This window comes from Clostridium sp. 1001283B150225_161107_B6 (genome assembly GCF_015556325.1).
Classification (GTDB): Bacteria; Bacillota; Clostridia; order Lachnospirales; family Lachnospiraceae; genus Enterocloster.
On record NZ_JADNMD010000006.1, the window covers coordinates 300,292 to 325,101 of the forward strand.

Consider the following 24,810-nt stretch of genomic DNA (forward strand, 5'->3'; position numbering starts at 1 on the left):
TTAATATTCTACGGTCCTGTAATATCTGCGTATATCCAGGCTGTGGTCCTTCACATGTTCAAAATGGGCGCTGACACGCTCCAGCTGGGTGGACATTACCATGGGAGAGACATACTTCCTCATATCGGCGTCAATCCCCTCCAGAGGATAATCCTTTGTATCCCATACCTGCACCACATCGGAATACTTCCTGACGAAATTCTCTACCCTGTCAACCAGAGGACGCGTCTCGTCCTCCCCCTTAAAGAGCATAAAGCTCATGTTTTTATCCGTCATCTCCATTGTGCCGTGGAAAAATTCTGCTGCGTGGATGGATTTGGTGGGAATCCAGAGCATTTCCTCCAGAACGCACATGGCAAAGCAGTATGTCTCCCCCCATGTATTGCCGGCGCCCACACACATATGGAAGCCTGTGTCCTTATGCTTTCTGGCAAACGCAAGGGCTCTCTCATCATTCTGCTCCCGTACCCTTAACAGCACCTCCGGCATCTTCCCCAGTGTTTCCATGAACCGCTGGTACTCCGGAAATTCCCCGTTGCGCAGCATCAGCCTGGCTCCCAGGGCAAAAAACTGGATATGCAGCTCCTCTACCAGGTTATCATTGCAGGCCGCATTCTCAACCACATAATCAGATGCATCCGCCAGGGGTGTATTCCTGTCCCCCACAAACGAAATTACCGTGGCCCCCACGCTTCTGGCATACTCTGCCGCAGCAATGGTTTCTTTGGTAGTTCCTGATAATGAGGCTGTGATAAAAAGAGAATCCTTAGTCAGTGACCTGGGCTTTGCAGCCAGCAGCTCCGCCGCAATTTCATGATACCATACCAGTGCGGAATTTGTCTTCAGCATGTATGCCAGCGGACTGATGATTGCATAGGTGCCTCCCGTCCCAACCAAATAGATGTTTTTATATCCCAAATCACTCACCCTATCTGCAATCCTATTTATCTCATCTATCTGAGCGACTGCTCCATTCAATGTTTTTAAGAAATCCTCATTCTGAAAACCGTACATCATAATCCTCCTCTTACTTTGATAAACTGAATTTAACGTGTTTTATTGGATAGTGTTTGTACAAACCATATTGTGTTTTTACTATACCAACATCCTTACACTTTGTCAATACCATTTTTCATACCAATTCAATTTTATTTTATACAACATTGCATTTTACTGTTTCTTTTTTTCTAAAATATGATATAATGAGGCAGGGTGCATTTTCAGACCTGATAAAGAATAAAAAGAAGCCTGGCACGGAGGAAACGGATGCAGAGAAAACAGATACAGAAACAGACGAAATCAGAAGCATTTACCCAAACACTGAAAAGCAGTATCCAGGAAGGAATCTATCCCTATGGAACCGCCCTTCCTGCCGAGCGCGAGCTGGCTGAACATTTTGGACTTAACCGCTCAACTGTAAGGGCTGCCATCCAGACTCTGGTGGAGGAAGGATTATTGAAAAAGGTCCAGGGCAAAGGGACGTTTGTGATGCGCCATGCCCAGGATGATACGTATACCCATTTCAGGGGCATGGGCGAGCTGCTAAAAAACCATGGATACATCCCTTCCTCCAGGATTTTATATACCGGTCCCACAGCAGCCGGTTACAAGCTCTCCCGCCTGCTGCAGGTGGATGAAGACACGGTTTTATACCGCATCATGCGTCTGCGCCTTGGCAACGGACAGCCTGTATCCATTGAAAACACCTTTGTTCCCTATGAACTGATTCCTGATATAGAGGGAATTGATTTCCAAATATACTCCCTGTATGACGCATTTGCCATGAATTCCCTTCACATTGCCGATATACAGCAGGTTTTTTCCACCACCCGGGTGCGTAATTCCGAAGCAAAATACCTGAACACAGAAAACGGGACCCCCGTGGTATCCATTGCCATCACCTCTTCCAGCGAGGGAAACGGAATCATTGAGTACACAAATGCACTGGTACTTCCTGAGTTCTGCAAATTCTACTCAGACGGTGTCATCCAGGACAGCAAGCTCAATGTATACGCCCAATCCTTATAGACCAATGATGGGTTTTACGATACCAGAAGGATATCTCTCCAGAGCAGCATTTACGAACAGAAAGGTAAAACAGTATGCCGAAAGTTTTCAATCTTCTTAGTTATGACATTGCGGAATATATAGAACGATACATTCACGAACAGGGGCTGCAGCCCGGCGACCGCCTGCCCACGGAACGCGAGCTGGCAGCCCAGCTGGATATCACCCGCGTCAGCGTGCGCCAGGGATATCAGCGCCTGCTTGACCAGGGAGTTATCCGGTCGGAAAACGGTTATTATGTAAATCCGCCCAGAACAGACCGTTCCCTTATTGCCTATTGTTTTCCCTATGCAGATTCCTGTCTGCAGCCGGATGTATTTTCTGTAAAATCCACTGAATATATGCCGGATGCCATCCGCAATATCTGCAACAACATGCTGAATGCCGACCACAGCTCCCATCTCAGCATGAACCGTTTTATAGAATACCTGTCTGATATCCCCGTGGGAATCACTTATACGGCCCAGACCAGCTCGTCCATGCAGTCCTTCCCCGGACTGTTTTATGTCCGCTCCATGCCGGAGGGGTTAAAGCAGACCCAGTATATGCGGGTCCATACGCCCAGCCAGGAAGAATATGGGCTGTTAGAGCTGAGCGAACATGACAGCATGCTGATGCTGGTAAATGGTTTCCAGTACAAAGGCGCTCCCATTGCTGTCAGTGTTTCGCTCTGCGTGGGTACCAGGATGAATTTAATTGCCTCCATCACCATATGATGCCCTATGGCCCGGGGGACCGCCTTTTTCACATGGCCGGGAGGCCCTCCCTTTCCACCCGGTATTTAAAACCGCCCCGGAATATCCACAAAAGGAGTTGACAGCTATGAATATCCTGACCGCAGACGCATCCGACGCAGCGGAAATATACCGTATCATGACAGAGGCCCGTTCCCTTATGCCGGACCCCGGCTGGTACTGCACCGACTCAGAAAAATATATCCGGGCTCATATAGAGAACCCGGATACAGGCATTGCCTTTAAGGCAGTGGACCACGGTTGTCTGGCTGCTTTTTTCATCATTCATTATCCAGGCAATACCCCGGACAGCCTGGGGCATTACATGAAACTTGGCCGCGAAGACCTGGGCAGGGTAGTCCACATGGACTCCCTGGCTGTACGTCCGGACTTCAGGGGAAGGGGACTCCAGTCTCTGCTCATGGCCCATGGGGAACAATATCTGAACGCCACTCCCTATTGCCATCTGATGGGTACGGTCCATCCCGAAAACCGGTACAGCCTGAACAACTTTCTCAAGCTGGGATACCGTATTGTGGCTACCACGGAAAAATATGGGGGCCTTCCCCGCCATGTACTGTATAAATCCTTAAGCCAGCCCCCTTCTTTTGCCGGTTCCGGGAATAATCCGGCTCCTGTTTCTATATATTAAAGTAATTACTTCTGAAACAGGACCTATCCTTTATGAAAAACAGACTCAGAAGACTTCCCATCAAGAAGCTGTTACAGACCACCCTGCTGTTTGTCCTGGCCTTTTGTGCCGGCCGGCTGGCTGCCCAGGTAGTGGAATACAATCGTCCTCCCGAAGCAGTGACCACCTCAGCCGACGGCAACTGGGGACTCAGTTTTCCGGGCGAGGGCCAGATGCCCATAGGAAACGCTACCGCAGACTATCTGAAACAGTTCAATGCCTACTATGCCCAGAATACCCAGGATAAGGTCATCTACCTGACCTTTGACGCCGGCTATGAAAACGGAAACACGGCCGCCATCCTGGATGCCCTGAAAAAGCACAATGTACACGCCACCTTTTTCCTGGTGGGAAATTACCTTCAGACCAGCCCGGACCTGGTAAAACGAATGGTGGCCGAGGGCCACAATGTGGGAAACCACACCTTCCACCACCCGGATATGTCGAAAATCTCCACCAAAGAGGCCTTTGAAAAGGAACTGAACGACCTGGAAACCCTGTACCAGCAGACCACAGGCCAGCCCATGAAAAAGTATTACCGTCCGCCCCAGGGCAAATACAGTGAAAGCAACCTGAAAATGGCCAATGATATGGGCTATAAGACCTTTTTCTGGAGTCTGGCCTATGTGGACTGGTATGAGGATAAGCAGCCAACCAAAGAGGAAGCCTTCAAAAAGCTCCTGACCCGCATCCATCCCGGCGCCATTGTCCTGCTTCACAGCACATCTAAGACAAACGGGCAGATTCTGGATGAACTTCTGACCAAATGGGAGGAAATGGGGTATCATTTCGGAACCCTGGATGATTTGGCGGCAGCGGACCAGACCTAAAGCTCCATCCGGCCAGGCCGGATAAAAAACCTGGTTCTGTTAGAAAAATGCCGGAAAAATGCGCTTCACAAGCTGCATCTTCCGGCATTTCATACCTGCATTTTTCCATGGGTCCCGCCATTCCAAGTCCCGCCGGCCGCGCCGGCCTTAGTTCCACTGCCCACGCCAGTCTTAGTTCCACCGCCCGGGCCGTTCTTAAAACCTACAGCAGTTTTTCCTTCCATTCTGCTTCCTTAAATCCGGTGAGCACAAAGCCGTCTCCCACTGCCAGCGGCCTTTTCACCAGCATTCCGTCCGTGGCCAGAAGTGCCAGCTGTTCGTCCTCATCCATGGACGGCAGTTTGTCTTTCAGGGACATCTCCTTATAAATATTCCCGCTGGTATTAAAGAAACGCTTCAGCGGCAGTCCGCTTATCCCATACCATGTTTTCAATTCTTCCAGGGTGGGATTTTCCTCCTTAATGGGCCTTTCCTCATAGGCAATCCCATTGGCATCCAGCCATTTCAAAGCTTTCTGGCAGGTAGAGCATTTTTTGTAGCACAATACGGTAAGACTCATGTTTCATTCCTCCATCCATTCTATTTCCCTATTTTGCGGCAAACCCCAGCTCTTTGGCTGAACCGTCAAAACAGGATGTCTCTCCATTATAAGTAACCATATCCTCTGCTGAATATGTAAGCAGGGAAGAAGGATTTTCTTTCATCCATCCCCCGTTTTTTTCCTCACAGCCCCTTATATCATCTGACTGCGGCGCGTTAAATTCCACGATTCGGACATCATCCGGTTCCACGGCCATCTTTCCATCCGCCTTGATGGATGGCTTAAACTCCCCTCTGCCGTATGCCAGCACCGCTGCCCCGCCGCCTGCAGCCCTCATCTCTCCCTTAGATTCTTCCACTTTGAGTCTGCATGAACACAGACCGATTCCGGATTGGTGCGCAGCCGAAATCCTTCCTGAACTCCCGGCCAATTCCACCTCCGGACAGGATATCCCCGCATACATTCCCTTTACATCCAGCTGTCCGCCCTCCAGACGCAGGGCCGGCTGGCCGGCTCCATTTCCATCTCCCAGAATTCCTGCTGTTCCTGCTTCGATATCCAGGTTTCCCTTTCCCCGGATAACCAGAGTGCCTGATTGTATGCGTATGCCCGCGCCTTCTGACCGCAGCCAGCTGCCGCTGCCTTCCTTTAACTCAATGATTAAGTCCCCTGTTATATCAATGGCTGGCCGGGATGTGCCCGGGTTTTTCGCAGACAGGCTTCCCTCAGCTGCATCTTCTTCAACTGTATTTCCGTCAGCTGCGTTCCCCGCCCCTGCGCTCTCTATAACCGCATTATCCAATGTAAGGGTGTAAATATCCCTGGAGTTTCTCAGCCTCCACCCATCTCCCTCCACCATTTTCCCCCGCCCCGGAAGCTCCACCTTTCCTTCATCTCCAAGGGAAAGAGCTGTGAGAGGCACCTGCTCCCTGGACTGGGTCAGCCCAAATCTGGATGCCACATATATGCCTGCGCTGGATATAGCGGTGCAGAATACAATGATAAGGATAATGAACAGAACAGCCCGCACCGTCCTGCCCGCAAACCCTTTGGAAATCCTTTCCATATAGATATTTCCTCCTGTTACAGTTTCGTTTATTTTATCATAAAGTAATTTATTTTTCCATTACTTGTGATATCATAGGAGAAAAGTATGGTTGCAGACCATGCAGTAAGGAGGTTCTGTTTATGATAAATATTCTCTGCTTCGGCGACTCAAACACATTCGGGACCAACCCCAAGGGAGGGCGCCATGCCTGGAATACCCGCTGGCCCGGGCGTCTCCAGGTTCTTCTCGGACCTGAATATTATGTAATTGAGGAGGGCATGGGCGGACGTACAACAGTCTGGGATGACCCCCTGGAACCCGGACGCTGCGGCATCCAGGCCCTTCCCATGGCGCTCCAGAGCCACAAACCCCTGGACCTGGTTATACTGTTCCTGGGCACCAATGACTGCAAAGCACATTTTCACGCTTCACCCAAGGTCATAACCAAGGGAATGGAAAACCTGTGCCACACGGTACAGGGATTTGATTATGGGGAAGGTTATAAGAAGCCTAAGATTCTGGTCATATCCCCCATCCACATAGGAAACGATATGGAGCACTGCCCATATGCCAGCTTTGATGAGACGGCACCAGCCAAATCAATGGCCCTGGCGCCGCTCTACCAGGAGTTGGCCAGGACTGAGGGATGTCTCTTCCTGGATGCAGCTTCCCTGGCAGGCCCCAGCACCATAGACCAGCTCCATATGGACGCAAAAAACCATGGGGCGCTGGCCGAAGGGATTGCTGAGGTGGTAAAGGGGTATTTTGAACCGTAAAGGCAGATGCTGCCGCCTTAACACTGCAACAGCCAGCGCCAAAAGGCGCTGGCTGTTGCTATTCCACTAAATATCCAGGATTCCCGCTAATCATGGCCGCTATTTCCCCCACTGCAAATCCCATTTTCAGCAGATGCTGCCCATAATCCAATAACCCGTCATCCGGATATATACCATTGTCTTTTCCCAAGTCAGTGGTAATGATACACCGCTTGGCGCCTATGGTCCGAATCTCCAATGCCACCTTTTCCCAGGGAATGCATCCCTCTGCCGGAGATGTATAGGAATGTTCTATCCAGGCTCCCAATCGAACCAGCTCCTGCTGTTCCTCTGCTGTATAATGGGTAAATTCCCAGTCAGCGTGTGTTATAAGCAGCTTCCCAAATCCCCTCTTAGAAACTTCCCTGGCAAGGGCAAAGGTTTCCTTATGTGTAATATGGCCTGTGCCCAATACTAAATCATGGGACTGGACCACATCCAGCACTTCCTGCATCTCACGGCACAATTTACCCGATTCATCTATAAGACAGTAAGACGGCACCTTCCGTCCGGCATCCAGCATGGTTTTCTGCATATCAATATATTGAGGCAGATGTTTCAGATAATAATCCTGCTGCGAAGCAGCGTCAAAGGTGGGACACCATACAATCTTTGCCCCCATCCTGGCAGCTGTTTCCACAGCCAGGGGATTCAGCCCGCCCACCGATGCATTTAAAGTAATGGTCCCCACTGCGTTGCACTCCGGATAACAGGCCCGGACCGCAGCAGCCTGAAGACAGGTGGGGGCGTAGTGGGATTTAATGGCAAATCCCTTCATTCCTCTCCTTACTGCCCTCTCTGCCATCTCCAGCGCTGTCACGGAACGCGGTATGATGTCCGGACCGCAATGGATATGCAGGTCATAGGCATGTCTCAACAAATCAGCCATTTCGATGCCCCTCCCCTATGCAGATAATAATGACGGCAGGAATGTAACAATAGGCGGAAAAATAATACAGAGTATAAGCGCAATAAAGGAAGCTGCCAGGAAGGGAAGCACCCCCACCACTACCTCGCCAAAGGGCTGTTTGGTAATGCCCACCACAGTAAACAGGTTTGCGCCAAAGGGCGGTGTTACAAAACCAACAATCAGACTGATGCAGAATACCACGCCCAGATGAATCTCATTGATTCCCATTGCCAATCCAATTGGCACAAGGACCGGGGCCAGCATTACCACACTTGCCAGGCTCTCCATCAGACATCCGATGAACAGCAGTACAATGAGAAGAAGAACCCAGTACAGCGCCTGGCTGCCGCCCAGCATGGGCACCACGAAATTGGCAATCTTGGTAGGTATCTGAGTGGTGGAGAGTATCCAGCAAAACACGGATGCACCGGCAATCAGAAAGCATATCATGGCGGATGTCTCTATTGTCTTCTTAACTGCATCAATAAAGGATTTAACGGTGACCTTATGATAGACAAGGGCCAGTATAAAGCTGTAGACAACACCTACTGTGGCGGATTCAGTGGGTGTGAAGATACCTCCATAGATTCCCCCCAGTATGATGACCGGCAGCAGCAATGTGGGAAGCGCCTTCCAGGTAACCAAAAGCTGTTCCTTCATGGTATGCTTTTCCTGGTTGACCTTAAGCGGGAGCCTTCTTGTCCGGATTGTATTTGCAATGGCCAGACAGACAGCTATCAGGATTCCGGGAACAACACCGCCCATGAACATCTTTGTTATAGACACCCCCATGGTGGTTCCGTAGACAATCATTACAATGCTGGGCGGAATGATGGGGCCAAGGGCTCCGGCCATGGCAGTCAGTCCTGCCGCTGTCTTAGGCGGATAGCCATTCTCTATCATGGCCGGAATCAGGATAGAGCCAATGGCTGCCACGGTTGCCGGACCTGAACCAGATAATGCAGCAAAAATAGTACAGCAGATAATGGTTACAAGCCCCATGGCCCCTTTGAAGCCTCCGAACAGGGAGTACACCCAGTCAATCAAACGCTTTGAAAGACCGCAGCTCTCCATGATATAACCCATAAGCGTGAACAACGGAATCGCCAGAAGGGACGAGGAATCCAATCCCAACGCCAATTTCTGAGCCACTACCAGCAATGGCTTAAGGGAGGTTACCTGAAGAAATACCGTGCTGGACAGCAGGATGCAGAAGCCAATGGGCAGTCCGAAAAATATTAAAACCAACAAAAGGATAAACAGCAGCGCCCCCATCTATATCTCCCCCTTTCCATCCGAATATCCTGCAAGTATGCTCCATATGGATTCTATTTCATATATCAATATCAAAATTCCCAATATGGGCAGGGCGCCGTAGACAAGCCCGATTGGCAGTTTTAAGGCTGTGGATGTCTGACGCATGGTGACCTTGCACAGGGCCATTCCATATTTGGCAAGTATGATACCCATGTAAAAGATAAGTAAATGAATGGCCAAATTGTATATACGCTTTACATTTCCTGTCAATTTGCCTGAAAACAGGTCCACAACAGCATGTCCCCTGGATTTTACAAGGCATCCCGAGCCAATCAGATTAAACCAAAGGAAACAATATCTTGCGCATTCATCTGTCCAGGAAAATGTGCTGTTCAGCACATAACGGCTGAATACCTGGAGACCGCTGGCCACTATCATTACAATCACCAAAATGATGCAGACAGCAATCATAATACGGTATATCCATGTGCAGATTTTTCTATATGCCCTCAGCATAATCCCTCCCCCTTCTGTTCCCCAATTTTATCCGTCCTCTATTTTTCTATGAGACTCATGACCTTGTCATAGAAATCCGTTCCAATGGTATCCCTGTATGTATCGTATATCCCTGCATCTGAACAGGCCTTCTTCATGGCTTCCACGTCCACATCCTCGTCAATGGTCATTCCCTTTTCCTTTAACTGGTCAAGCACGTTCTGCTCCTGGCCTTCCTCCCATTTTCTCTGTTCTGCCGCAGCCTTATCGGCTGCCTCCTGTATTACCTTCTGCTGGTCTTCTGTCAGGCTGCTCCAAAGCGATTCTGAAATCATCAGAGGATTGGGGCTGTACAGATGTCTGGTCAGGGAAACATGGCTGCAGACTTCATAATATCCGTTGGCCAGCACCACTGCCGGCACTATCTCGAATCCGTCAATGGTTCCCTGCTGCAGGGATGTGAATACATCATTAAATGCAAGAGGCGTAGGGTTGGCATTCATGGCCTTGAAGGTGCTCAGATAAATATCACTCTCAGGTACCCTGATTTTCATTCCGCTGAAATCATCCAGGCTTGTGACCGCCTTATTGCTGATAACATCCCGGAATCCCCCCTGTCCATAAGCAAGTATCCTTACGCCGGACTCTTCTGCAAATTTGTCCATAAGCTGCTGTAATTCATCTGATTCCAGAACAGCATAGGCACTTTCATAATCATTGTATACATAGGGAAGATCCAATATGGAAAAAGCCGGGTCAAAGTTGCTGATAACCATGTTGGCAGTGGAGGCCATCTCAATGGTTCCGAGCTGCATTCCCTCTACCATGTCCCGTTCCCCTCCCAGTGAAGCGCTGGGGATTATCTCAATATCAATGCTGCCGTCAGAAAGTTCGGCCGCATACTGTTTAAACAAGGTGCACATCTTATGGTGGACGCTGTCCTCAGAGTCAGCCTCCGTATGTCCAACCTGGATTACAAGCTTTTCCGCTGTCCCTTCTGTTTCCGCTGCCTCAGCTTTTGTCCCTGCCTTCTGGGTTTCGCCGCCCGCGCCGGTACCGGCCTGCGAACCTCCGCATGCACATAAGGAACATGACATTATCATAGCCATGGCAGCAACCATATTTCTTCTTCTCATCCATTTACTCATCCTCATATTTCTTCTCCTTTCATTTACCCCAATTTTCCCCTGTTGCCCTATTACCATTTTGAATTGTTTGCAACATTTTCTCTAGTTAATTGTAGTGTGTATTTCATTTTGTACATTTAGTATATCCACTATAATTGCTGCTGTCAAGTGAAATATTATAGTATTTTTTTCACAATCCCCCTCCCCATGAAGTAAACACTACACATATGATTTCAAAAAAAGCACCCCACATCAATCAATGAATTAATGCGAGGCAGCTTATTGCTAAAACGTATCATTAACATCAGGCGCCGGCCGGATATCACGGCATGCGGAATTCTGTGGTCAATGCATCCCTCTCCTTGGCCCTGCTGCGGTATTCCCCGCTGTTTTTGCGGCACACCAATGTCACGATGTACTCCCCTATCATCTCCACTCCAATGGCGGAATTGAAAAAGCTCATATGGGATGTCTCCGCAATAAAGGATATATCAGAATACGGAATCATGGGGGCCAACGGGCTGTCTGTCACCACGCATATCCTGGCCTTGTGGGATTTGGCCACATTAATCAGAAACATGTCAATCTTATAGTATCTGGCAAATGAAAACAGGATAAAAATATCCTCCGGCCCAATATCCTGAAGTATCCCCATTGCTTCTGTTTCGTTATGGGGCAGTGTGACAACCTGGTTCACAGCAAAGCCCAGCAGACGCGCAAAATGGCCTGCCACCCCCATGCATCCGCGCAGTCCGATAATGTACTTGCGTTTGGACTGCAGTATCATATCCGTAAGCTGGTCATAGCTTTCCACCGGGTTCTGCCGAAAGCTCTTGGTAATATTATAATTCATCAGCTCCACAAATGTATCTGGTATATTCTGGTCATTAAACTTCCCGGACAGCACGTCAAACCGGTCAGACAGCTGCATATTCCGCACAGCTGCGCTGGCTTCCCCTGCCAGAGAATTATAGATGTCATTTTTCAAATCCGTAAATCCCTTGTATCCGATGGCTCTGGAAAAACGGATAATGGAAGCATCGCTGACCCCAATCTCCCTGGCCACGTCCATGGAAGACATATTTCCAATCCGTTCCTCATTTTTCAGAAAATAATCCGCTATCCTATGCTGCTGGTTTGTCAGCTTTGATTCCTTAAGCCGTTCCGCCAAGATTGTCATCCTGTCCCCTCCTCTGCAAATACTGTCCTGCTCGTTCCAGTATAGCATCCCAAAGATAGCTTTGTCTATTTCTTTGCGTGTCATACAGCACCTTTTTGTAATATTCACTACAATTTTTATATTGACAGTAGCGTTTTTCTCAGATATACTGTTTGTATCGATTGAAGTGCGCACAACATTTTATTGTTTTATATGTAGTACATAATTCAAATTTATAAGGAGGGACAACCATGCTTGTGTATCTTAGCGAGTATATCCATCCCGATGCAGTCAAACTGTTAAAGCAGCATGGAGAAATCACGGATACCTTTGACCGCATAGGGGAAATTGACGCCATCATACTCCGCACAGCTGACATAACCCGGGATATCATATCACAGGCCGGAAATCTGAAGGTAATTGTAAAACATGGTGTTGGATGTAATACCATTGATTTAGAAGCTGCAAAGGAATATAACATACCTGTCATCAACACCCCGAAAGCCAATACCAACTCTGTTGCTGAGCTGATAGTCGGACTGATACTCAATGTTTGCAGAAATATTGCATACTGTGATTCCAAAAGCCGCCATGAGGGTTTTGACCGGATTGCCCCTCCGGAAATGACAGGAATTGAATTGACCGGAAAAACCATCGGCCTTGTAGGTATGGGCAACATTGCCCTTCGTACAGGGGAAATCCTCAGAAACGGATTCGACACTGTGCTGGCGGGTTACGACCCCTATTGCACGGATGAACAGGCTGCGCAATATGGCATCCGCAAATACAATGACTTAAACGAAATGCTGGAGGTCTCGGACATCGTGAATATAAGCGTACCGCTGACGCCCTCTACCAGGAACCTGATTGCTGGTGATTCATTCCTGCATTTTAAAAAAAATGCGGTTCTGATTAATGCAGCCCGGGGAGGCATTGTAAATGAGGACGACTTATATGCCGCCTTAAAAAACAGACAGTTAAGGGCGGCTGCCTGTGACGCCTTTGTCAAGGAACCGCCTACCGGTGAAAACAAACTAATGGAATTAAATAATTTCTGTGCAACTCCCCACATTGGCGCCAATACCGAGGAAGCCCTTTACCGTATGGGCATGGAGGCCGTGGAAGCTGTGATAGGAGCCATTTCAGGAAATGTGACCAAGTACCGCGTGGTATAGAAAGAAAGGATGATTGATTATGAATAAAGTAGGATGTGTGATTGTAGAAGATTTTAAGCGGCCCGACAGGGCGCTGGTGGAAACGTTCAGGGGTGTGGCAGTAGCGAATCTGGACGACTGCATGAACCGCATATCGGCTGTCCATGAAGATATACGGCCTGTCAACAAGGGACAGCTCCTGGGAACTGCGTTTACGGTCAAGGTTCCCTCCGGCGACAATCTCATGTTTCATGCAGCCATGGACCTGGCCAAACCCGGGGATGTGATTGTCATTGACGCAGGCGGGGATACCCGCCGTTCCATCTTTGGCGAGCTGATGGTGACATACTGCCGGAAACGCGGTATAGCGGGCATCGTGGTAGACGGTTCTCTCCGCGACGTGGACGCCATGTCCCAGCTTACCGACTTTCCGGTATACGCCAGGGGCATTACGCCGGACGGTCCCTACAAAAACGGACCGGGTGAAATCAATACTCCCATTGTGTGCGGCGGACGGCTGGTAAATCCCGGGGATATTGTAATCGGAGACCAGGACGGCGTTCTCTTTATCAGACCCCAGGACGCACCTTGGCTGTTGGAAAAAGTCAGTCAGCTTCATGAAAATGAAATAAGGATTATCAGTGCCATAGAAAAGGACGGCACCTATATCCGCCCCTGGGTAAAGGAAAAATTAGAAAGCCTGGGAGCCCAGCGCATAAACTACGTTGAATATTAATCCGGTCCATTTCATATGAACCATGGCAGCCTTGCAATTCCACCTATAAGAGCGCCGGAAAACAAATTCCGTTTTCCGGCGTTTCTAATCTAATGTTTCTAAACTCATCCAAGCCAGCTGTTCTCCATCTCCTTAATTCTCCGGTACAGCTCCCGGTTCACCGGCACCTCCAGACCTGCTTTCTCTGCCCGGCGAATCACTGTACCGGCAAAAAATTCCACCTCTGAGGGCCTGCGGGCCAGTCCGTCCTGCCGCATGGAAGGCATTCCGCCGGGATTCAGGCTGTCTATCAGTTCAACGTAGTCGTCCAAATCCTCCATGGTTACACGGATTCCCTCTCTCTGGGCCAGGGCCACCACCTCTGCCATGGCAGCCTTCATCATCTGCCTGACCGGTCCCGGCTTTTGTACGGTTGCGTAGGTCCCTTCCGCCACCATAACGGCCTGGTTCACGCCCACATTCAGCATCCATTTGCACCAGAGCCTGCGCAGAATGTCCGGCTCCCTGGTATAGGGAAGCCCTGTACGCTCAAACAATTCCGTAACTGCATCCAGCATTCCCTCCTTCCAGGATTCCTCCCCGGGAATTCCAATGCATATCTGTCCCATATGGGAATAGGTCAGCTCATTTCCCATCTTCACGGCATCCATGCCCTGGGCCACGCAGTACAGCATGTGCTCCATTCCCAGCATCCCTCCTATGACGGCTTCGCTGGTAATACCATTGAGTACGGAAAGAATCACGGTATCCTTTCCCACCTGGTTCCTGGCCATTGGCACGGATGCCTCCAGCGCTGTGGCCTTCACGGCAAATATCAGAAGCTGAGCCGGCCCCCTGGGGTCCGGTTCATCCCCCGGACGGACAGAGAAGTTCCACTTTTTTCCATTACAGTATACCGGTGCGCTGCGGTAACGCTCCACCCGCTCCCGGTCCGCCAGAAATGCAACCTGCTCCACCCCCAGGGTTCTTGCAAAAAAATCCCCGTACAATACGCCCAGCGCACCCATTCCCACAATGGATACTCTTGTAATCCTGTCCATGGCTTTCCTCCAACTGATTAATAGAACCTGGCAATCTCCTCAACCATGTTACGCTTTGGCATCTGAGGGTCGGCTGCACCGTATCCAAGGGCAATGACCGACACCACCTCCTGGTCCTCACCGATGGAGAGCAGTTCTCTCAGCTTATCAGCATCCCTTATTCCCATAACCAGGGTGTCCAGGCCCAAATCCTTTGCCTTCAGCAGCAGGTTCTGGTTATGCATTCCCAAATCATAGCACCCCCAGCCGTTTCCCAGTTCATTGGAAGGGGTTCCGTCATTGTCATAGCCTGAACGGTTCTTAACAAAGGAGGCCACAATCAGCACCGGTGCGTCCTTGCAGTTTGTCTGGTTAAAGGACGGCAGACAGGTTTCCTTTACTGTTTTCAGCATGTCATCCGACATGACCACATAGTATCTGGCTGTCTGGGAATTCTTCCAGGACGGCGCAAAGACTGCTGCCTTAAGGACTTCCTCCACCTGCCCGCGGCTTACCTTCCTGTCCGGCTGATACTTTCTCATACTTCTTCTTTCCCTTAATACTGCATCTAATTCCATATGATATTCCTCCTATCCATTTTTTATAGATGGAAACCGCCTTTTAGAGCCACAAAATCAGCTGCCTCTGAAAGCCGTCTGTAGAACTGGGGGTAAAACCCTTCCCCGCCGCTGTAAGGAATTATGTAGAACTGCTTCAGCACATACATATCCACGGTTTTCCTCACATCCGGGTTCCCGTTTTCCTCCAGCCCTTTTTCCAGGTCCTTGAGAAAATAATGCCAGTCATTTACAAACTTCTCATATTCCTTTACATCCGGGGTATCTATCCACTTGCGGACCTTTACCTTGCTCCTGTTCTCCCTGCGGCATTCGTGGACCTGCAGGAAGTAACTGAAGGACCGGTTCTCATACAGCCTTCCCAGCGGGAAAAGACGGCAGAATCCCGGCCTGCAGGGGTGGATGCTGCATCTGCCCTCCCCGTCCAGGAAGGAACAGGCCTCATCCCTGCCCGCCATCCGCACGTTGGGCAGGATGATGCCATCCACCACATTCATCTCAAGAGGCCCGGCCAGAAGCTGTTCCGGGGTCATGCCCATGTTCACCGTAAGGCGGAACATATCCAGAGGGTCCAGTATAATGGACGTCCCCATTTTACGGCAGCAGGCAGAACAGCCTTCACAGCCCCCGCTGTCAGCCCTCACCATATCATTGATACCATATAATTTTCCGTCGGATATGTCCTCCAGACTGACCGCTCGTTCCATGATTTCCAATACTCCCTTTCCAGCAGTTTCCATATTATTTCTAACAGACAGTATACCACCCTTTCCCGTGTTCACGCAACCATGCTTTTACGGGCAGAGTACAGCTTGTTCACCCCTGGCGCACCTTATTCCCTTTCATTATTGGAACTGCGGCCCGGAGCCCGCAGAACTTCCTTTTCATAAAACCTGATATTGGCCTTGGTGATTCCTGCATTTTTACGTTCCGGCAAACAACAAAGAGGCAGAGGAATGACGCGCCTGGGGCGCGCATTTCCTCTGCCGTATGTTCTGTTTCTAATCCAGCCAGTCCCCGGCCCGGTTCTCCACACAGGGACGGTCCGGCAGGCTGTAGCGGTAGCATCTGCTGAATACCCCAATCTCTTCCAGGGTAGATACCATGCGGTACACGGTTGCCATACCGATGGTCGCGTCACGCTTTGCCGCCTCGTAATATATCTCTTTACAGCAGTTCCATTTTCCGCTCAGTATGACATCCAGAAGGACCATACGCTGTTTGGTCATACGTTTCCCCTGGCTCCTCAGTTCCTGGATGACCCGCTCCTTCTGCCACATGCGGGACTCCTCTCTTTGTTTCCATGGCATATCACATCAGCTCCTTTACTTTGCTGTCAGGCATTACCCCCTGCCCTTTGGACATTCCTCCGGCCTCTCTGGCGGAAAGCAATTCAAACATATGCTCCTGAGGCTTATATCATAATTTTATTTGCCATCTCCCTGCTGACTGCCACCCGCGATTCCCTGATATGTACAATCACATTGCCGTTATTCACAGACACTATGGTTACAGGAGTGCCTGGTGTGAATCCCATGCTCTTCAGATGACGGCGGATTTCTTCCTTGCCTCCCAGACGGGTGATGGATGCGGATTCACCGGTTCTTGCCATTGTCAAAGGCATTTTATACCCTCCTCCGTTAAGTAAGTTGTCGCTAACCCTGTTCTTTAAAATATGCAGCCGGAATCTCCTGCTTCCTGTTCTTTGCAGGAATCAGCACATCCTGACTGCATATATAGATTAGCATCAACTAACTTTCTTGTCAAGAATTTTTTACTGGCTCAGACGGTTTTTGTTTTGTTTTTCCGCTTATGACAGCGCGCCCTCTGGCCATCATCCCTTATCCTCCAGCTTAAGACCGGCCAGCGCCTTGGCGAATGCATTGTTAACCGGCTCCCCGGCTTCCTTATTCTGCTGGTTCAGATACCTGGCCACGTCCTTTTTTGTCACGCCTGCGCCTTCCTTTTTCCTGCGCTCCTCAAACGCCTTCAGCTTCTCCTTGTGGCCGCATTTGCACACAAATACCTGGGCGTCCCCCTTGCCCTTAAGCTCCATCTTCTTATGGCACACAGGGCATCTGGCATTGGAGGTACGTGAAAGAACCTCCCGGTGGCCGCACTCCCGGTCCTGGCACACCAGCATCTGCGTGTTCTTTCCCTTTACTGCCAGCATCCGTTTTCCGCATACAGGGCATTTTGTGTTGGTCAGGTTGTCATGGCGGAAAGAGCCTTCCCCTGTCTTAATCTGGCGAATCAGCTCCTGGGAATAGCCCCGGATATCCTTCATGAACGCTCCCCTTTTCAGGTTTCCTTTTGCAATGCCCGACAGCTTCATCTCCCAGTCCGCTGTCAGCTCCGGCTTCTTCAGGTCCTCAGGCACCAGCTCCAGAAGCTGCCTTGCCTTGGATGTAAGATAGATATCCTTGCCCCGCTTTTCAAGCAGAAAGCTGGAAAACAGTTTTTCTATGATATCAGCCCTGGTGGCAACGGTGCCCAGACCGCCTGTTTCGCCCAGGGTCTTTGCCATGGCCTTATCCTTTGTCTCCATATAGGCCACGGGATTTTCCATGGCTGAAAGCAGCGTTGCCTCATTAAAGGGAGCCGGCGGTTTTGTCTTACCCTCCGTCATCTTAAGGGACAGGCCCTTTAGCACATCCCCCCTTTTCAGGTCCGGCAGCTGCTGGTCCTTTACCTCAGTCTCATCCCCGTCTTCCCCGTCTTCCACAGCCGTGTCATAAGCAGCTTTCCATCCCTGGCTCTTTACAATCCTTCCCTTTGCAATAAACCGCTCGCCCCGGATATCCACCCCAAGGCTGGTTTCATCATATTCAAAAGGCGGATACAGGACGGCAAGAAACCTGCGGACCACCAAATCATAAATCCTGCGCTCATCAATGGTCATGTGGTCCAGCTGCACATACTGTTCCGTGGGAATGATAGCGTGATGGTCCGATACCTTGCTATTATCCACAAAAAAAGGCTTTGCCGGCAGGGGCTGGTTCACCAGGCGGCCGGCCAGGGCCTTATAAGGGCCGATGGCGCACGCCTTCAGCCGTTCCTTAAGGGTGGGAACAATATCCGCGCTCAGGTATCTGGAATCGGTTCTGGGGTAGGTCAGGACCTTATGGTTCTCGTAGAGGCGCTGCATGATGTTCAGCGTGTCTTTGGCAGAGTAATTAAACCGTTTATTGGCATCCCGCTGCAGCTCCGTCAGGTCATAGAGCAGGGGGGCGGATGTCTTTTTAGGCGTGCGCTTTACCTCAGCCACAACAGCCGGCTCCCCCTTAAGATTCTGGGCCAGGCCCTCTATCCGGCCGCGTTCAAAGGAACGGTGGCTGCCTGTGCTCACATCCTGCCATGTAAGGACCAGTCCGTCCGTTCTGGCCTGAAGACCAAAGTACGGCTGAGGCACAAAGGCACGTATCTGGGCCTCCCGCTTTGCTATCATAGCCAGGGTGGGGGTCTGGACGCGGCCGCAGGAGAGCTGGGCATTGTATTTGCATGTCAGGGCCCTGGTGGCATTGATGCCCACCAGCCAGTCCGCCTCTGCCCTGCACATGGCTGCATCATACAGACTATCGTATTCCCTGCCGTCTTTCAGGTTTGCAAATCCTTCCCGGATGGCTTTGTCTGTCACAGACGATATCCACAGACGGCGGATGGGTTTGCTGCATCCTGTCTTTTTCAGAATCAGCCGGGCTACCAATTCGCCTTCCCTTCCCGCATCAGTGGCAATGATGATATCCCCCACATCCCCGCGGTAAATCTGGGTCTTCACAGCCTGGTACTGTCTGGCAGTCTGCTTGATGACTTCCAGTTTAAATACCTCAGGCATCATGGGAAGGTCCTCCATCCTCCACTCCTTATACTTCTTATCATAATCCTCCGGGTCCGCCAGAGTCACCAGGTGGCCCAGCCCCCAGGTAACCACATAGCGTTCCCCCTCTATGGCGCCGTTTATATTCTTCCCGCATTTAAGAACCCGGGCAATGTCCCGGGCAACAGAAGGTTTTTCTGCTATTACAAGTGATTTCATCGATGTACTCCTTATCTTGATTTCTAACCGGTGTCTCTGCCGTCCTCTGTCAGGAACGTTTTCTGGCCGACACAATTAACATCATAGGCCTTCGCATCTCATCCCGCATACCGGGTATATGGAACATACTCTCCGGCGGCTGGGGCTCCACCACCTGGCAGAGTTCAAATCCATGGGTCAAAAGGGTGTTGAGGTACGTGGTCAGGGTACGGTGGTACTTAATCACTTCTTCCCCCAGGAAAACAGCCTTTCTTTTTCCCTCATAATAATAATTATCCACAGGAAAATGAAGGATATTTCCCTCCTCGTCATAATACCAATCCTGGGTTCCATAGGCAGTGAATACAGGATGCTCCACAGAAAACACAAAATATCCACCAGGCGCCAGCCCATCCCTCACTTTATCCACCACCTGGCTGAAGCTTTCCACATAGTGGAATGCCAGTGAACTCAGCACCACATCAAAGGATTCCTCTGGAAAATCAATATCCTCCATAGCGCATTCCACATACTGCACCCTGGAATCATTTGTCTTTTCCCTGGCCACCTCCAGCATCTTACCGGATATGTCCACACCCACGGCAGAGACAGCCCCCTGCTCCATGGCATAAATACAATGCCAGCCATACCCGCAGCCCAAATCCAGCACACGCTGCCCCCCAAAATCAGGCAGCAGCGCCTTCAGTGTCTCCCATTCGCCTGCTCCCGACAGTCCTTTTTTAGAACGCTCCATCTGGCTGTATTTTTCAAAAAATATTTCATTGTCATATTTATTCTCTTTCATCCTTATCTCCTTTTCCCCGCGGCATTTCCTTCATTCTAACATATTCCCTCTGGCATGTCACCGCTGTTTTCATTTCTTCATATAGTATACTGTACCCTGTTAATCCCCACCCCAAAGGAGGAATGACTATGAAATATTTACGGGGCGCAGCAGGTATTATCCTGTCCCTTATCTTTGCCGTGTGCTTCATATGCTCTCCTGCATTTGCGGCTTCCCGCCTGTACCATGGCATGGATGTCAGCAGCTGGCAGGGCGATATTGATTTCCATGCAGTCCGGGCAGCCGGTATCGAGGTGGTCTATATCCGGACCGGCGTGGGACCGGATTACGTGGATTCCCGCTTCCAGTCCAACTATGAAAACGCCCTGGATGCAGGCATGAAAATCGGCTACTATCACTATGTAACTGCCTCCAACACAATCCAGGCCAGGCAGCAGGCAGAATTCTTCTATTCCTTAATACAGGACAAGCAGATTGACTGCTATCCGGCCATGGATTTTGAATCCTTCCCAGGTCTGAGCCGCCAGGAAATCAACGCCATTGGCCTGGCTTTTATGGAAACCCTGGCCAGCCGCCTAGGATACGGTCCTGCCCTGTATACAGACTCCTACAACGCCGCCGCCCTGTGGAACAGCGGTTTCTCTTCCTACCCCCTGTGGGTAGCTGATTACGATGTAAACCAGCCCGAAAGTACGGGCCCATGGGATACCTGGGATGGATTCCAGTACTCGGACACCGGACAGGTGCCGGGAGTCAGCGGTAATGCGGACATGGATTTCTTCAAAGACTCCATGTTCATTGTCTCCCAGCCGCCTCAGCCGGAACCATCTCCCGGCGCCATAGGAGCCCTTCTCACTTACAAGGTGCAGGGAGGCGACACCCTGTGGGGTATCTCCAGAAGATTCCGCACCACGGTGGACCAGCTGGCTGAATTAAACCGCATTGCCAATCCCAATGTGATTTACACAGGACAGATACTGGAGATTCCGGATGCCCCGGGCACCATCATATACCGGGTAAAAAGCGGCGATACCCTCTCCGCCATTGCAAACCGGTTTGACACCAGCGTATCTGACCTGGCGTACACCAACGGCATAGCAAACCCCAACCTGATTTATGCGGGGCAGGTTCTTGTCATACCATAATGTCAAAAAAGGGATATCCTGAAAGCCTGCAGGCTCCGGGATATCCCCTTCTTTGCTGCTATCGGCCGTACCGCAGCTGATTCGTAATCAGATTTCCAACCGTATCCGCCAGCTGCCCCATCTCCCTGATTCTGGCAAAGCTGCTTCCGTATATCTTACGGGCGCCCTCCAGGTCGCTGTCCAGGCCGTAAAAGACAGCCATCACCCTGATTCCCTGCTTTTTAAGCTGCCTTACTTCCATTGCCGCATCCTCAATGCCCGCGTTCCCGGAATATGCCTTTCCCCGCACGGTCCCGGAAACAGGAGCCATCCTCTGTTCGTCGTTGGGGCTGGCGTCTGTCAGCACAATAAGGAGACGTTTCCCACAGGACGACTGTTGCGCCAGATGGCCCGCTGCCCTGAGGGCCAGGCCGTCCCGGTTCCACCCGGACGCCACATAGTCCAGGATTTCCCTGTTTTTCTCCGTCTCCCCATATCCGCGGAATATGCGCAGTACCGTATAATTCTCAATGGTGGAAAAGGAATACACCTGGACCGGTATCCTGCAGCGCGTCAGGCTCTCGGCAATGATATATCCCTGTGCCGCTATAACGGCTTCATGTCCCATACGGGACGCAGATGCATCCAGCATCAAATCCACGGAAACATTCAGCCGTTCTTCCTCTGAAATTTTCAGGAATACACGGTCATCCTTCAAATACACGGCCCGCCATACAGATTCCCCCAGCAATTTTCCCCTGCTGCTTTTCTCGGGAACAGGCTGCAAATCCACCAGAAGGGTATTTTGAAGCTGCTCCATCAGGCGCCGTATGCTGTTCTGATATTCTGACCGGTTCTTTTCAAACTGTTCCCTGTTCCTTTTTCGCTGCTGCGCGGCCTCCCACAGCTGTCTGGAGGCTTCCCCGCGGTCCGTAGCCTGCAGGAATTTCTCTCCTCTGGTAAAATGAAGGCCGCACATGCTGTGGCATCCCGTACAAAGCATGTGGCGGATGGCCTGATTCTGCCGCTCACCGTACATGGAAACGCCATAGCAGGCATCCAGATAGGAGCGTACCGCCTGTTCCCTCCGCTCCCCCGCTGCCTCCAGCCGAAAGCCAAAGCCCTTGGCGGTACGGGATGGCTTATTACGGGCCTTTCCGGATGGCTCCCCGCCGTCCGATGCCGGCTTGTGGGACCCCTGCCCATGTCCGGCAAGCGTATTCCTCACTATCACGCTGCGGGCAGGACGGATAAAACGGAAGGGCTTAATCATGTCTTTTATCCGCTTTCTGTTTTCTTTTCTCTTTTGTTCTGAACGGCAGTCAAAACGGAAGTATTCCCAAAGGATACCGGAAACACGCTCTATAATTTCACTGGTGTCAGCAGATGCATCAAAGGAAAGGCAGGACAGTATCCCCCGCTCCCAGGACATCACTCCTGGCTTTTGTCCCAGCACCAGACTGCCCCAGCCCGTCTGAAGGGACTGGACCAGCTTTTCCCGGGCCGACCACCTGGATTCCTCCAATACCCGGGCCCAGTATTCCCTGCGCAGCTCCGCCAGCACGGGACGTCCTTCCCGTTCTTTTTCATAGACGCTGCATTCCAGGCCAAGCCAGAGTATGGTATCGTAGATGTCCTGAAGAGCCGTACCCTGAAAAGCCCCAAACAGCTCAGACAATGCTCCGCCGTCATGCCACCTGTGGACATAACCGATAATGCTGTTGAGATAAAGGTCAGCCCTTCCGTACCGGTCAAAGGCCATGAACTCCGGCCGGAAGGAGTGGTCCTCTGCCGCGGTCCATATCATGTTAAGAGCCCGGCGCTCCTGGCCGTCATATTCCTGCATCTCCATATCAGTCTGCAAACAGCTTCTCCCTTTCCAGTTTTTTAGGAATCCTTGCCCTGATTAAATCCCGTACCAGGGTTTGTTCATACGGGTCAAAGGACTTGTTGGTAAGGCCCATATCCAGGGCAGCTCCCGCATCCAGTCCCTTCTCCATAAGACGGACAGCATCCAGGAGTCCTCTGAGGTCCAGGGGACGGGTGGAAAGCTGGGCGCTCCGGCATTTTCGCTCTATATCCAGGAACAGCTGGATAAACTGTCTGGCATAAGTTTTCTTTAGTCCGGGATACTCCCGGCCCATCAGCTTCTCCAGATTTTCCTCGGATATAGCAGGCATCTGCAGGCAGGAAAATCTGGAGGTCAGGGCCTCGTTCAGCTCCCTTGTACCTGCATACCCGTAATTCATGGTGGCAATGAAACGGGTCCCCTCATCCAGATGCACCACATTGTAGCCCGGCACATCCATGGTCCGTCTGAAATCCAGGATTCCATGGAGCACGGCCAGGGCTTCGTTTCTGGCCATGTTGATTTCATCCAGTACTCCAAATCCGCCGCTGATTCCGCAGCGGTACACGGGGCCCGGACGGAATACAACAGCCCCGTTTTCAAAGGTATCTGTTCCTATGAGACCGGACGCATCCATATTGACATGCAAGGAGATATCCCACACCGGCCTGCCAAAGGCCGCCGCCAGATTCTGGGCCAATATGTTTTTTCCCGTTGCCTTTGGCCCTGTGAGAAGCAGGTTCTGGCCGCACAGAAGGGCGGCAATGGCCTGCTCCCATACTTCCTTTCCATAATACAGGTAACGGGGTACGGGGATTCTGCCCCGGTCCTCCTCCCTGACCGGATGGGAGGCCCGGAATTCCATGATTCCCTGAATTAAGCTGCTGTTTATCTTTTCTTCTTTTAAGAATTTAATCACCGTTATGCCCTCTTCCTTTTTTTACAGTCTGATTGTAGCACAGAATCCACTTGTGGTGCGGATTTTCTGCGGTTTTGAGAAAATATTTTGGGCATCCGGGCTTTTTATTTATTTTACCGTCATCACAAACCGTTCCCGGTTATCCTTCACATTATACCTGTACTGCTCCTCCTCCGGCTGGGCAAACAGCACCTCAAAGCACCGGATGCCCCGCTTCCAGGATGCCTCATTGATGTAGACATCCATTCTTATTTCCACCGGATAGCCCATATCATAGCTGAACCGCACATCACGGAATTCATTGTTGATGCAGGTCTCAACCAGTTCCAGGGCAAGCGCCTCCTTATTGCGTATGTACAGTCTGTTTACAACAACGGTAATATGTTCCGCCCTCTTTCCATCCCAGGAAGAGGATATAGTATTTTTTACCGAAACTCCCCTTCCCCATTGCAGGTACATGCAAAGAGCCATAAGAACCAGTATGGCATGTCCCAGTCTTTTTCTCATTTTCCTTTTATCCCCCTCACCTATATCATTATACATATTGTACTTTAATACAGCTTATATTTCAATACATCCAGAGATATACTTATATACAAAGCTTATACGGAAAGGCGGGGATGATGTGCATATCGAGATTGATTTGGAAAATCTGCTGAAGAAACAAAACAAAAGTAAAAACCATGTATGTGAAAAATGCAATTTGCAGCGGACCCAGTTTAATAACTACTGCAAGAATAAGGTATCCCGCATCGACCTTACCATTCTGGCCAAGCTGTGTGAATGTCTGAAGTGCACTCCCAATGATATATTAAAGGTAATAAACGATAATGAAGAAGATGAATAGACCGCATGGAGCCGGTTCTTTCTGGACTTTGGGTATTACAAGAAAAAGTAGATACGAGAGTATCTACTTTTTCTTTACCTAATCACTTCT

The 24,810-nt window shown here is 50.5% G+C and carries 27 protein-coding genes; 9 read left to right on the top strand and 18 right to left on the bottom strand.

The window, feature by feature from the left end; all coding sequences use genetic code 11:
* Positions 1 to 1,017 carry an SIS domain-containing protein gene (locus I2H39_RS16375; RefSeq protein ID WP_227146638.1) on the bottom strand — a complete coding sequence of 339 codons (1,017 nt, stop codon included), beginning with the start codon at positions 1,015 to 1,017 and terminating at the stop codon, positions 1 to 3.
* A gap of 249 nt (positions 1,018 to 1,266) precedes the next feature.
* Between I2H39_RS16375 and I2H39_RS16380 the strand changes: the two genes are divergently transcribed.
* The 4 genes from I2H39_RS16380 (at position 1,267) to I2H39_RS16395 (ending at position 4,322) form a co-directional block, all read left to right on the top strand.
* Entirely contained in the window at positions 1,267 to 2,028 is a 762-nt protein-coding gene (locus I2H39_RS16380) for a GntR family transcriptional regulator (RefSeq protein ID WP_207739934.1), read from the top strand.
* 74 nt (positions 2,029 to 2,102) lie between these two features.
* Positions 2,103 to 2,783, top strand: coding sequence for a GntR family transcriptional regulator (locus tag I2H39_RS16385; protein WP_195627007.1), 681 nt, complete (start codon positions 2,103 to 2,105; stop codon positions 2,781 to 2,783).
* A gap of 106 nt (positions 2,784 to 2,889) precedes the next feature.
* Positions 2,890 to 3,453 carry an N-acetyltransferase gene (locus I2H39_RS16390; RefSeq protein ID WP_195627008.1) on the top strand — a complete coding sequence of 188 codons (564 nt, stop codon included), beginning with the start codon at positions 2,890 to 2,892 and terminating at the stop codon, positions 3,451 to 3,453.
* Between the two features lie 32 nt (positions 3,454 to 3,485).
* On the top strand, positions 3,486 to 4,322 hold the full coding sequence (locus I2H39_RS16395; protein WP_195627009.1) for a polysaccharide deacetylase family protein: 837 nt from the start codon (positions 3,486 to 3,488) through the stop codon (positions 4,320 to 4,322).
* Between the two features lie 202 nt (positions 4,323 to 4,524).
* Here the strand turns inward: I2H39_RS16395 and I2H39_RS16400 are convergent, their stop codons facing one another.
* Positions 4,525 to 4,881, bottom strand: coding sequence for an arsenate reductase family protein (locus tag I2H39_RS16400; RefSeq protein ID WP_138309476.1), 357 nt, complete (start codon positions 4,879 to 4,881; stop codon positions 4,525 to 4,527).
* Between the two features lie 28 nt (positions 4,882 to 4,909).
* Positions 4,910 to 5,929 (bottom strand): hypothetical protein, encoded by a 1,020-nt coding sequence (locus I2H39_RS16405; protein ID WP_195627010.1) that lies wholly within the window; start codon positions 5,927 to 5,929, stop codon positions 4,910 to 4,912.
* A 122-nt stretch (positions 5,930 to 6,051) separates the two neighbouring features.
* Between I2H39_RS16405 and I2H39_RS16410 the strand changes: the two genes are divergently transcribed.
* The gene (locus I2H39_RS16410) at positions 6,052 to 6,687 is read left to right on the top strand and encodes an SGNH/GDSL hydrolase family protein (protein WP_195627011.1); all 636 of its coding nucleotides are present in this window, start codon (positions 6,052 to 6,054) and stop codon (positions 6,685 to 6,687) included.
* A 58-nt stretch (positions 6,688 to 6,745) separates the two neighbouring features.
* Here I2H39_RS16410 and I2H39_RS16415 read toward each other — a convergent pair whose 3' ends face one another.
* The 5 genes from I2H39_RS16415 to I2H39_RS16435 all read right to left on the bottom strand — a co-directional run bounded on the left by I2H39_RS16415 (position 6,746) and on the right by I2H39_RS16435 (position 11,695).
* A complete protein-coding gene (locus tag I2H39_RS16415) occupies positions 6,746 to 7,615 on the bottom strand; it encodes a DUF6282 family protein (protein ID WP_195627012.1) in 870 nt (289 codons plus the stop codon).
* Between the two features lie 15 nt (positions 7,616 to 7,630).
* Positions 7,631 to 8,911, bottom strand: a complete 1,281-nt coding sequence (locus tag I2H39_RS16420) for a TRAP transporter large permease (protein WP_195627013.1) — start codon at positions 8,909 to 8,911, stop codon at positions 7,631 to 7,633.
* Complete coding sequence (locus I2H39_RS16425) at positions 8,912 to 9,409, bottom strand: TRAP transporter small permease (protein ID WP_195627014.1); 498 nt, start codon at positions 9,407 to 9,409, stop codon at positions 8,912 to 8,914.
* Positions 9,410 to 9,447: 38 nt separating this feature from the next.
* Positions 9,448 to 10,524, bottom strand: a complete 1,077-nt coding sequence (locus I2H39_RS16430; protein ID WP_227146635.1) for a TRAP transporter substrate-binding protein — start codon at positions 10,522 to 10,524, stop codon at positions 9,448 to 9,450.
* A 313-nt stretch (positions 10,525 to 10,837) separates the two neighbouring features.
* Positions 10,838 to 11,695 carry a MurR/RpiR family transcriptional regulator gene (locus I2H39_RS16435; RefSeq protein WP_195627016.1) on the bottom strand — a complete coding sequence of 286 codons (858 nt, stop codon included), beginning with the start codon at positions 11,693 to 11,695 and terminating at the stop codon, positions 10,838 to 10,840.
* A gap of 230 nt (positions 11,696 to 11,925) precedes the next feature.
* On the opposite strand from I2H39_RS16435, the gene I2H39_RS16440 reads away from it, so the two are divergent.
* Both I2H39_RS16440 and I2H39_RS16445 read left to right on the top strand, forming a co-directional pair.
* Positions 11,926 to 12,849: a hydroxyacid dehydrogenase gene (locus I2H39_RS16440; protein WP_195627017.1), complete on the top strand. Its 924-nt coding sequence runs from the start codon at positions 11,926 to 11,928 to the stop codon at positions 12,847 to 12,849.
* A gap of 19 nt (positions 12,850 to 12,868) precedes the next feature.
* A complete protein-coding gene (locus I2H39_RS16445; RefSeq protein WP_195627018.1) occupies positions 12,869 to 13,564 on the top strand; it encodes an RraA family protein in 696 nt (231 codons plus the stop codon).
* 104 nt (positions 13,565 to 13,668) lie between these two features.
* Here I2H39_RS16445 and I2H39_RS16450 read toward each other — a convergent pair whose 3' ends face one another.
* The 7 genes from I2H39_RS16450 to I2H39_RS16480 form a co-directional block, all read right to left on the bottom strand.
* The gene (locus I2H39_RS16450) at positions 13,669 to 14,604 is read right to left on the bottom strand and encodes a 2-dehydropantoate 2-reductase (protein ID WP_195627019.1); all 936 of its coding nucleotides are present in this window, start codon (positions 14,602 to 14,604) and stop codon (positions 13,669 to 13,671) included.
* 17 nt (positions 14,605 to 14,621) lie between these two features.
* Entirely contained in the window at positions 14,622 to 15,161 is a 540-nt protein-coding gene (locus I2H39_RS16455) for a nitroreductase family protein (RefSeq protein WP_195627020.1), read from the bottom strand.
* A 23-nt stretch (positions 15,162 to 15,184) separates the two neighbouring features.
* Entirely contained in the window at positions 15,185 to 15,868 is a 684-nt protein-coding gene (locus I2H39_RS16460; RefSeq protein ID WP_195627021.1) for a YkgJ family cysteine cluster protein, read from the bottom strand.
* 294 nt (positions 15,869 to 16,162) lie between these two features.
* Positions 16,163 to 16,471 (bottom strand): transcriptional repressor, encoded by a 309-nt coding sequence (locus I2H39_RS16465; protein WP_195627022.1) that lies wholly within the window; start codon positions 16,469 to 16,471, stop codon positions 16,163 to 16,165.
* A 104-nt stretch (positions 16,472 to 16,575) separates the two neighbouring features.
* Positions 16,576 to 16,785, bottom strand: a complete 210-nt coding sequence (locus I2H39_RS16470) for a FeoA family protein (protein WP_138309483.1) — start codon at positions 16,783 to 16,785, stop codon at positions 16,576 to 16,578.
* A gap of 210 nt (positions 16,786 to 16,995) precedes the next feature.
* Positions 16,996 to 19,197, bottom strand: a complete 2,202-nt coding sequence (locus I2H39_RS16475; protein ID WP_195627023.1) for a DNA topoisomerase III — start codon at positions 19,195 to 19,197, stop codon at positions 16,996 to 16,998.
* A gap of 49 nt (positions 19,198 to 19,246) precedes the next feature.
* Positions 19,247 to 19,981, bottom strand: coding sequence for a class I SAM-dependent methyltransferase (locus tag I2H39_RS16480; RefSeq protein ID WP_138309485.1), 735 nt, complete (start codon positions 19,979 to 19,981; stop codon positions 19,247 to 19,249).
* Positions 19,982 to 20,109: 128 nt separating this feature from the next.
* Here I2H39_RS16480 and I2H39_RS16485 point away from each other — a divergent pair, with 128 nt between their 5' ends.
* The gene (locus I2H39_RS16485; protein WP_195627024.1) at positions 20,110 to 21,126 is read left to right on the top strand and encodes a GH25 family lysozyme; all 1,017 of its coding nucleotides are present in this window, start codon (positions 20,110 to 20,112) and stop codon (positions 21,124 to 21,126) included.
* Positions 21,127 to 21,184: 58 nt separating this feature from the next.
* Here the strand turns inward: I2H39_RS16485 and I2H39_RS16490 are convergent, their stop codons facing one another.
* From I2H39_RS16490 to I2H39_RS16500, 3 genes are all read right to left on the bottom strand, one after another.
* Complete coding sequence (locus I2H39_RS16490; protein ID WP_195627025.1) at positions 21,185 to 22,969, bottom strand: hypothetical protein; 1,785 nt, start codon at positions 22,967 to 22,969, stop codon at positions 21,185 to 21,187.
* Positions 22,959 to 23,819 (bottom strand): AAA family ATPase, encoded by an 861-nt coding sequence (locus I2H39_RS16495; protein WP_207746844.1) that lies wholly within the window; start codon positions 23,817 to 23,819, stop codon positions 22,959 to 22,961. Before I2H39_RS16495 ends, I2H39_RS16490 begins: the two co-directional genes overlap by 11 nt.
* 162 nt (positions 23,820 to 23,981) lie before the next feature.
* Positions 23,982 to 24,380: a hypothetical protein gene (locus I2H39_RS16500; RefSeq protein WP_195627026.1), complete on the bottom strand. Its 399-nt coding sequence runs from the start codon at positions 24,378 to 24,380 to the stop codon at positions 23,982 to 23,984.
* Positions 24,381 to 24,498: 118 nt separating this feature from the next.
* On the opposite strand from I2H39_RS16500, the gene I2H39_RS29245 reads away from it, so the two are divergent.
* Positions 24,499 to 24,720 (top strand): helix-turn-helix transcriptional regulator, encoded by a 222-nt coding sequence (locus I2H39_RS29245; protein ID WP_138309490.1) that lies wholly within the window; start codon positions 24,499 to 24,501, stop codon positions 24,718 to 24,720.
* Positions 24,721 to 24,810 lie beyond the last annotated feature (90 nt).

Coding starts and splice junctions, on each gene's coding strand:
- I2H39_RS16375 (WP_227146638.1), bottom strand. CDS start 1,017: ATGATGTACGGTTTTCAGAATGAGGATTTCTTAAAAACATTGAATGGA.
- I2H39_RS16380 (WP_207739934.1), top strand. CDS start 1,267: ATGCAGAGAAAACAGATACAGAAACAGACGAAATCAGAAGCATTTACC.
- I2H39_RS16385 (WP_195627007.1), top strand. CDS start 2,103: ATGCCGAAAGTTTTCAATCTTCTTAGTTATGACATTGCGGAATATATA.
- I2H39_RS16390 (WP_195627008.1), top strand. CDS start 2,890: ATGAATATCCTGACCGCAGACGCATCCGACGCAGCGGAAATATACCGT.
- I2H39_RS16395 (WP_195627009.1), top strand. CDS start 3,486: ATGAAAAACAGACTCAGAAGACTTCCCATCAAGAAGCTGTTACAGACC.
- I2H39_RS16400 (WP_138309476.1), bottom strand. CDS start 4,881: ATGAGTCTTACCGTATTGTGCTACAAAAAATGCTCTACCTGCCAGAAA.
- I2H39_RS16405 (WP_195627010.1), bottom strand. CDS start 5,929: ATGGAAAGGATTTCCAAAGGGTTTGCGGGCAGGACGGTGCGGGCTGTT.
- I2H39_RS16410 (WP_195627011.1), top strand. CDS start 6,052: ATGATAAATATTCTCTGCTTCGGCGACTCAAACACATTCGGGACCAAC.
- I2H39_RS16415 (WP_195627012.1), bottom strand. CDS start 7,615: ATGGCTGATTTGTTGAGACATGCCTATGACCTGCATATCCATTGCGGT.
- I2H39_RS16420 (WP_195627013.1), bottom strand. CDS start 8,911: ATGGGGGCGCTGCTGTTTATCCTTTTGTTGGTTTTAATATTTTTCGGA.
- I2H39_RS16425 (WP_195627014.1), bottom strand. CDS start 9,409: ATGCTGAGGGCATATAGAAAAATCTGCACATGGATATACCGTATTATG.
- I2H39_RS16430 (WP_227146635.1), bottom strand. CDS start 10,524: ATGAGAAGAAGAAATATGGTTGCTGCCATGGCTATGATAATGTCATGT.
- I2H39_RS16435 (WP_195627016.1), bottom strand. CDS start 11,695: ATGACAATCTTGGCGGAACGGCTTAAGGAATCAAAGCTGACAAACCAG.
- I2H39_RS16440 (WP_195627017.1), top strand. CDS start 11,926: ATGCTTGTGTATCTTAGCGAGTATATCCATCCCGATGCAGTCAAACTG.
- I2H39_RS16445 (WP_195627018.1), top strand. CDS start 12,869: ATGAATAAAGTAGGATGTGTGATTGTAGAAGATTTTAAGCGGCCCGAC.
- I2H39_RS16450 (WP_195627019.1), bottom strand. CDS start 14,604: ATGGACAGGATTACAAGAGTATCCATTGTGGGAATGGGTGCGCTGGGC.
- I2H39_RS16455 (WP_195627020.1), bottom strand. CDS start 15,161: ATGGAATTAGATGCAGTATTAAGGGAAAGAAGAAGTATGAGAAAGTAT.
- I2H39_RS16460 (WP_195627021.1), bottom strand. CDS start 15,868: ATGGAACGAGCGGTCAGTCTGGAGGACATATCCGACGGAAAATTATAT.
- I2H39_RS16465 (WP_195627022.1), bottom strand. CDS start 16,471: ATGCCATGGAAACAAAGAGAGGAGTCCCGCATGTGGCAGAAGGAGCGG.
- I2H39_RS16470 (WP_138309483.1), bottom strand. CDS start 16,785: ATGCCTTTGACAATGGCAAGAACCGGTGAATCCGCATCCATCACCCGT.
- I2H39_RS16475 (WP_195627023.1), bottom strand. CDS start 19,197: ATGAAATCACTTGTAATAGCAGAAAAACCTTCTGTTGCCCGGGACATT.
- I2H39_RS16480 (WP_138309485.1), bottom strand. CDS start 19,981: ATGAAAGAGAATAAATATGACAATGAAATATTTTTTGAAAAATACAGC.
- I2H39_RS16485 (WP_195627024.1), top strand. CDS start 20,110: ATGAAATATTTACGGGGCGCAGCAGGTATTATCCTGTCCCTTATCTTT.
- I2H39_RS16495 (WP_207746844.1), bottom strand. CDS start 23,819: ATGGAATTCCGGGCCTCCCATCCGGTCAGGGAGGAGGACCGGGGCAGA.
- I2H39_RS16500 (WP_195627026.1), bottom strand. CDS start 24,380: ATGAGAAAAAGACTGGGACATGCCATACTGGTTCTTATGGCTCTTTGC.